Annotated in this window: 6 protein-coding genes; 3 read left to right on the forward strand and 3 right to left on the reverse strand. The window is 67.8% G+C overall.

What is annotated here, in order from left to right:
- Positions 1-85 precede the first annotated feature (85 nt).
- On the forward strand, positions 86-1456 hold the full coding sequence (locus ACIRG5_RS18985) for a neutral zinc metallopeptidase (protein ID WP_402906151.1): 1371 nt from the start codon (positions 86-88) through the stop codon (positions 1454-1456).
- Positions 1457-1507: 51 nt separating this feature from the next.
- Here ACIRG5_RS18985 and ACIRG5_RS18990 read toward each other — a convergent pair whose 3' ends face one another.
- The 3 genes from ACIRG5_RS18990 to ACIRG5_RS19000 are packed head-to-tail and all read right to left on the reverse strand — an operon-like array spanning position 1508 to position 3257.
- Positions 1508-2212 (reverse strand): hypothetical protein, encoded by a 705-nt coding sequence (locus tag ACIRG5_RS18990; protein WP_402906153.1) that lies wholly within the window; start codon positions 2210-2212, stop codon positions 1508-1510.
- On the reverse strand, positions 2209-2676 hold the full coding sequence (locus tag ACIRG5_RS18995) for a DUF6114 domain-containing protein (protein ID WP_402906155.1): 468 nt from the start codon (positions 2674-2676) through the stop codon (positions 2209-2211). Before ACIRG5_RS18995 ends, ACIRG5_RS18990 begins: the two co-directional genes overlap by 4 nt.
- Positions 2667-3257, reverse strand: a complete 591-nt coding sequence (locus tag ACIRG5_RS19000) for a DUF6230 family protein (RefSeq protein ID WP_402906156.1) — start codon at positions 3255-3257, stop codon at positions 2667-2669. The genes ACIRG5_RS18995 and ACIRG5_RS19000 overlap by 10 nt, the downstream gene beginning before the upstream one ends.
- 183 nt (positions 3258-3440) lie before the next feature.
- On the opposite strand from ACIRG5_RS19000, the gene ACIRG5_RS19005 reads away from it, so the two are divergent.
- Together ACIRG5_RS19005 and ACIRG5_RS19010 are read left to right on the forward strand one after the other, a co-directional pair.
- Positions 3441-4883: a neutral zinc metallopeptidase gene (locus ACIRG5_RS19005; protein WP_402906158.1), complete on the forward strand. Its 1443-nt coding sequence runs from the start codon at positions 3441-3443 to the stop codon at positions 4881-4883.
- Between the two features lie 32 nt (positions 4884-4915).
- Positions 4916-5710 (forward strand): helix-turn-helix domain-containing GNAT family N-acetyltransferase, encoded by a 795-nt coding sequence (locus ACIRG5_RS19010; protein ID WP_402906160.1) that lies wholly within the window; start codon positions 4916-4918, stop codon positions 5708-5710.
- The last annotated feature ends 377 nt before the right edge of the window (positions 5711-6087 follow it).

Here is a 6087-nt window from a genome sequence, read left to right on the forward strand (position 1 = left end):
CAGCCCGGCGCACGTTGCCCCTTGTATGCGCCTGACTTGGACGACTGGGACGCCCTTGAGACCGGCCGGCAGGCACAATGGGTTCATGCGGCACCGGAGCATCGCGCTGATCGTCGCCACCGCCCTGCTGGCGGTGGGCTGCACCGCTGAGATCCCAGGGCGCCCCCGTGCCGCCAAGGTGGTGAAGAAAGAGGCGTCCAGCGCCACGATCCAGGTCCGCGGCTCGGACAACGGCCCGATCGACAAGCTGGCCGCGACCGCGCTCACGGACATCGAGGAGTTCTGGACCAACTCGTTCCAGACGACCTTCAACAAGCCGTGGAAGCCGCTGAGCGGCGGTTACTTCTCGGTCGACACGGCCGACGCCACCGCGAAGCCGCCACCGTGCACGCAGAAGGCCGCGGACGTGGAGGGCAACGCGTTCTACTGCCCGGCCGCCGACGCGATCGCCTGGGACAGGGCGTCCCTGCTGCCGGTGCTGCAGGACCGCTTCGGCGAGGCCGCGGTGGTCGTGGTGCTCGCGCACGAGATCGGTCACGCGGTGCAGAACCGCATGGGCATCACGCCGGAGGCCGAGCGCCGCGAGCCGGACAAGTACCCGACGATCCTCACCGAGGCGCAGGCCGACTGCTTCGCGGGCTCGTTCGTCCGCAACGTCACGGACGGCAAGTCGGCGCGCCTGGACATCAACGCGGACGCCCTGGACAAGGCGCTGGGCGCGTTGATCACGTTCCGCGACCCGGTGGGCACGTCGCCGGAGGACGAGCAGGCACACGGCAGCGCGTTCGACCGCGTGGCGGCGTTCCAGGACGGCTACGAGCAGGGCACGAAGTTCTGCGCGGCCATGTCGGTGCAGAACCGCAAGTTCACGCAGCGCGCGTTCACCAGCGTCAAGGACCGTGCGAACGGCGGCAACCTGCCGTTCTCGGAGATGCTCGAGTCCGTCACGCCCGACCTCGACGGTTTCTTCAAGAACCTGGCCACGACCGCCGGCAAGACCTGGCCGTCACCGCGCGCGGAGGCCGCCCAGTCCGAGCCGAACTGCTCCGGTGACCAGGGCCCGGTCGCGTACTGCCCGTCGGACAAGACGATCAAGATCGACACCAAGGACGAGCTACCGGCCCTGCACAAGGAACTCGGCGACTACGCGACGGGCACGCTGATCGCGTCCCGGTACGCGATGGCCGAGCTGGCCGTGTTCGGCAAGCCGACCGAGGGTGAGGGCGCCTCCGCCGCGGCTCTGTGCCTGGCCGGGGCGTACACGGGCGCGGTGTTCCAGCGTCAGGACGGGTTCGGGCTGTCGCCGGGTGACTTCGACGAGGCCGTGACCGTGCTGCTGCAGTTCGACTACGCGGCCCGTGACGCCAAGGGCGGCAACCCCGTGGATCCCGGGTTCGAGCGAGTGGCCCGGTTCCGCGAGGGCGTGTTCGAGGGCGCGAAGAAGTGCGGCGTCTGACGGTCTTCTGAACGAGCGGAAGCCCGCACCGGCTCAGGCCAGGTGCGGGCTTCAGCGTCTTTCGACCGGTGCCTGGTCGGACACGACCGAGATCCGCGCGCCCGGGATCTTCAGCGTGCCGCCGATCAGGTCCGTGGTGCGCACCGTGACCTCGGTGAAGGTCACGAACGGCACGTTCAGCGGCGGCGGGTGGGCGGCCGTGTAGTCCACCGGGATCTTGATCCCCAGGAGGTCCAGGTTGCCCTTGAGCTGCACCGTGTACAGCTCGATGCGCCCCGGTGACACCGTGGACGTGCTGCCCGGCCGGGCCGCGGTGACCAGCTTGACGCCCGGCGAGATCTCGCCGGACTGCACCAGGTCCTTGATCTTCATGTCGTTGGCCGTGAACTTCAGGACCTTGATGAGCTGCCCGCTGACCAGCGCTTCGCCGATCCCGACGTAGTTGAGGCCGCCGAGGTCGAGCCGCGATGCCGTCAGGGTCCACTCGCGCCCTCCGACCGCCACCGGTGCAGGGGCCGGTGGCGGTGGTGGCGGCGTCGAGGGCGGCTCCGCGCTGGGCGGCTCGGTGGGCACGGACGACGACGCCGGCGGTGGGGTGGAACTGGTGCTCGACGCGGGTGGCTCCGACGTGGTGCTGGTCGGGGCCGGTGAGCTGCTGCCGGGGGTGGACGACGGCGGCGGCTCGGTGCTCGAAGGCGGTTGCAGCGCCAGCACCGCGACCATCGCGACGGCGGCCAGCGGCTGTGTTCGCATCATGTGGGTTGAACCCTTTGGGTCGTCTCCGGCGCTGTCTCTGGTTCCGCGGCGGCGTTCTCACGCCTCGCCTTCTTCGACCCCTTCGCCTCCTTCGGCTGCTTGGGTTCGTCCGTCCACGCGACGGCGAGCGCGCCGCCGAGCAGACTCAGAACGGTTCCGGCCAGGAAGCCGCCGAGGTTGGTCACGACGAGCGCGACCAGCGACAACAGCACGGTGACGAGGCCCGCCGCGAGCCGGAACTTGGGCTGCAGCCACAACGAGGCCGCGCAGATCGCCAGCAACGCGCCGATCAGCAGCGCGGAGACTCCGCCGATCGTCTTGATCGAGATGACCATGTCGCCGAGCTTCACGCCGACGAACGGCGGGAACAGGATGATGAGTGCGCCCGCGGCCACGAACAGGCCGGCCCAGAAGGGCCGGCCACGTCGCCACGCGGTGAAGCCGCGCCAGATCCTCAGAAGCACTCTTGCTTCCCCTGGCGAATGGTCAGGTTCATGCCCTTGAACCTGATGGTCTGAGCCGTGGTGGCCCAGGCCGTCTGCTGCAGCGAGGTGATGTTCGCCGTGTCGGCCTGCAGACCGAACGAGCCCGGCAGACCCCTGAGGTTGTCCGGTCCCTTCGTCACCTTGCTCGCGTCGACGCCGATCTCGGGGTTGCCGAGGACCAGGTCACCGTTGAGGTCGGTGAGGTTGACGACCAGGTTGTCGGCGGACATGCCGCCCACGCCGTCCGCGGTGATGCGCATCGTCACGTCACCAACGATCGGCATGCCCGGGACGAACACCGACTGGCAGAACTTGTCGAGCCTCGCCGTCTTGAAACCGCTGACCGCGACGACGTGCACCTTGCCCGCGCCCGCGTCCACCCCGCCGAACTGGACGAATCCCTGGCCCGTCAAGTTGTCGGCGGAGACCTTGAAATTGGTGCCGGACACCGCGAACGAGGCGGCCAGCGCTCCCTGGGACATGCCGAAGAGGAGGGCACCGGCGCCCACGACACCGATACCGAGCACCCCGACGAACCGTGCCCAGCGCGTTCTACCCATACCGCCGAACTCCTTCCACGCTGAAGGCTTGCCTCGCAGGGACTGTGCGCTCCGAAACCTCTGCGAGACAACGAAAACGAGTCCGCGCAGTCTTGGAATCACCCCAGGGGGTGAGAGAGTTTCACGTTTGGCCGCAGGGTCCTCGCCGAACAGCCCACAACGCGCTTAGTAGGGTCTGACCTCATGGGATTCGGACGAATCGCCGTCGCGCTGGCCGTGACCGCAGCCTTGACCGCGTGTGCTTCCGTGGTCGAGGGCGAACCGAAGGGCGAGCGCCCCGACCCGTCCAAGGTCGCGGGCCTGGAGATCTCCAACGGCCCGTCCGGCCCCAAGGCGGGCGTGCCCGACGCGGACCTGAGCGTGGAGAACGGCGACGGTGGCGAGATGGACCGCCTCGCGATCAACACCCTCGCCGACGTGCAGGAGTTCTGGAAGGGCGAGTTCCCGAACTCGTTCCCCGGCAAGACCTTCGAGCCGGTGAAGCGCGTCATCTCCTACGACTCCAACGGCAAGGGCGTCGAGGTCTGCAAGCTCAACACCACCGGCATCGCGAACGCGTTCTACTGCGCGCTGGACGACAGCATCACCTGGGACCGCGGCGAACTCCTGCCGATGCTGAAGGACTCGTTCGGCCCGATGGCCGTCGTGACGGTCCTCGCCCACGAGATGGGCCACGCCGTCCAGTACAAGCTCGGCCCGGCCTCGAACATCGGCGCCAACACCCCGTCGATCGTCAAGGAGCAGCAGGCCGACTGCTACACCGGCGTCTTCATGCGCTGGGTCGCCGAGAACAAGTCGAAGCACTTCGAACTCTCCACCGGCGAGGGCCTCAACCAGGTCCTGCAGACGATGTTCTTCATCCGCGACAGCGCGGGCACGTCGTTCGAGAAGCAGGGCGCCCACGGCAGCGCGTTCGACCGCGTCTCGTCCTTCCAGTTCGGCTTCACCCGAGGCGCCGCCCGCTGTGCCGAGATCAACGAGGCCGAGATCGCCAAGCGCATCACCGAACGTCCCTTCGACCTCTCCGACACCGACCAGGGCCAGGGCCGCGGCAACGCCAAGATCGACGAGGACAAGTACCTCAGGGCCCTCGAAGAATCCCTCCGCGACGCCTACAAGACGAGCGGCGCGGCCTTCCCGGCCTTCGACAAGGCGGGCATCAAACCCTGCGCGGACGCCCAGACCACGTCCCCGGCCTCCTACTGCCCGGCGGTGAACCAGCTCCAGCTCGATCTCCCGTCCCTGGTGAAGATCGGCACGCCCCCGAAGAGGGGCTCGAAGGGCGGCATCGGCGACTTCGCGGCGTTCGCCGTCGTCGCCTCCCGCTTCTCCCTCTCCATCCAGCACGCCACGGGCTTCGACCTGGACGACGACGCCGCGGGCCAGCGCACCGCCTGCCTGACAGGAGCCTGGGCAGGCCTCACCAACCGCCCGGACGCCGCAGCGGGCCTGCGCCTGTCCCCGGGAGACCTCGACGAGGCGGTGGCAGAACTCCTGGCAGACGACAGCCTCATCGCCGCGGACGTCAACGGCAAAGCCGTCCCGTCAGGCTTCGCCCGCGTGGAAGCGTTCGGCGACGGCTTCTTCCGCGGCCTGTCGTTCTGCGTCAAAAAGTATTCAGTTTGATTCTTCCATCGACCACCGTCGATACTTGCCCGGTGCTAACCGATGAAGCCACGACCTACGCCTCATGGTTCTCGACGCTGTCCGACCCGACCCGAGTCCGCCTGCTCCACCACGTGGCCTCGGCGTCGGCCCCGGTCACCGTCGGCGAACTGACCACTCTGCTGGGCGTGAGCCAGTCCACCTGCTCACACCACGTCCGCAAACTGGCAGAGGTCGGCTTCCTCCACGTCCAGCGCGAAGGCACAACCACCCTCGTCACCGTCAACCCAGCGTGCTGCACGGGCCTCCCCCAAGCAGCGGACGCGGTGATGGGCACCCTGCCCACAGGCACGGTCCGCCCAGTACCAGGCGTAACGATCCGCCCCATGACGACAGCGGACTGGTCGGACGTCCGCCGCATCTACGGCGAAGGCATAGCCTCAGGCAACGCGACGTTCGAAACAGAAGTCCCGTCCCGCAGAACCCTCGAATCCAAGTGGCTACCGGACCACCGCTGGATAGCCGAGGTGGACGGCATCACGGCGGGTTGGGCAGCAGCCACCCCGATCTCGGCACGCGAGTGCTACGCGGGCGTGGTCGAGACCTCGATCTACGTGGCCGACGCCTCCCAGGGCAAGGGCGTGGGCAAAACCCTGCTGCACCACCAGGTCAAGTCAGCGGACGAGGACGACCTGTGGACCCTGCAAGCAGTCATCTTCCCGGAGAACAGAGCAAGCATCGCCCTGCACCACAAAGCAGGCTTCCGCACAGTGGGAGTACGCGAACGAATCGCGCAACACCACGGCGAATGGCGAGACACAGTCCTTTTGGAACGCAGACGCCCCTAGCCACCCGCGAAGCCGAAGCCGAGCCGTCCTACCGAGCGGGCCCGGCGGTGGGTCCCGTCACGAGTCGCGCCACAGCTCTTGCTGCGTGCAAGAAGGGTTGTCAAACGGACACGCTTTTCGTCCGTTTGACAACCCTTCTCGCATGTGGCCCGCTCTTGGTTCGGCTCGTGACGGGACCCACCGCCAACGCAACCCAACTACGAAACAGGCAGCCGCCCAAAGCAACAGGCGTGCCATCAACCCGCAAGCGGCGCCCTCCCCCGATCAGATTGCCGGGGGTCTGGGGCAATGCCACGTAGCTTAAGTTGATCTTGGTGTTGTGTGGATGGTCCGGCGTGGTGTCCTGATCATGACGCCGGGCGCTGGCACGGTGCTGC

Origin of the sequence: Lentzea sp. NPDC102401, assembly GCF_044765805.1 — a bacterium.
GTDB classification, from domain to species: Bacteria; Actinomycetota; Actinomycetes; order Mycobacteriales; family Pseudonocardiaceae; genus Lentzea; species Lentzea sokolovensis.

Coding starts and splice junctions, on each gene's coding strand:
- ACIRG5_RS18985 (WP_402906151.1), top strand. CDS start 86: ATGCGGCACCGGAGCATCGCGCTGATCGTCGCCACCGCCCTGCTGGCG.
- ACIRG5_RS18990 (WP_402906153.1), bottom strand. CDS start 2,212: ATGATGCGAACACAGCCGCTGGCCGCCGTCGCGATGGTCGCGGTGCTG.
- ACIRG5_RS19000 (WP_402906156.1), bottom strand. CDS start 3,257: ATGGGTAGAACGCGCTGGGCACGGTTCGTCGGGGTGCTCGGTATCGGT.
- ACIRG5_RS19005 (WP_402906158.1), top strand. CDS start 3,441: ATGGGATTCGGACGAATCGCCGTCGCGCTGGCCGTGACCGCAGCCTTG.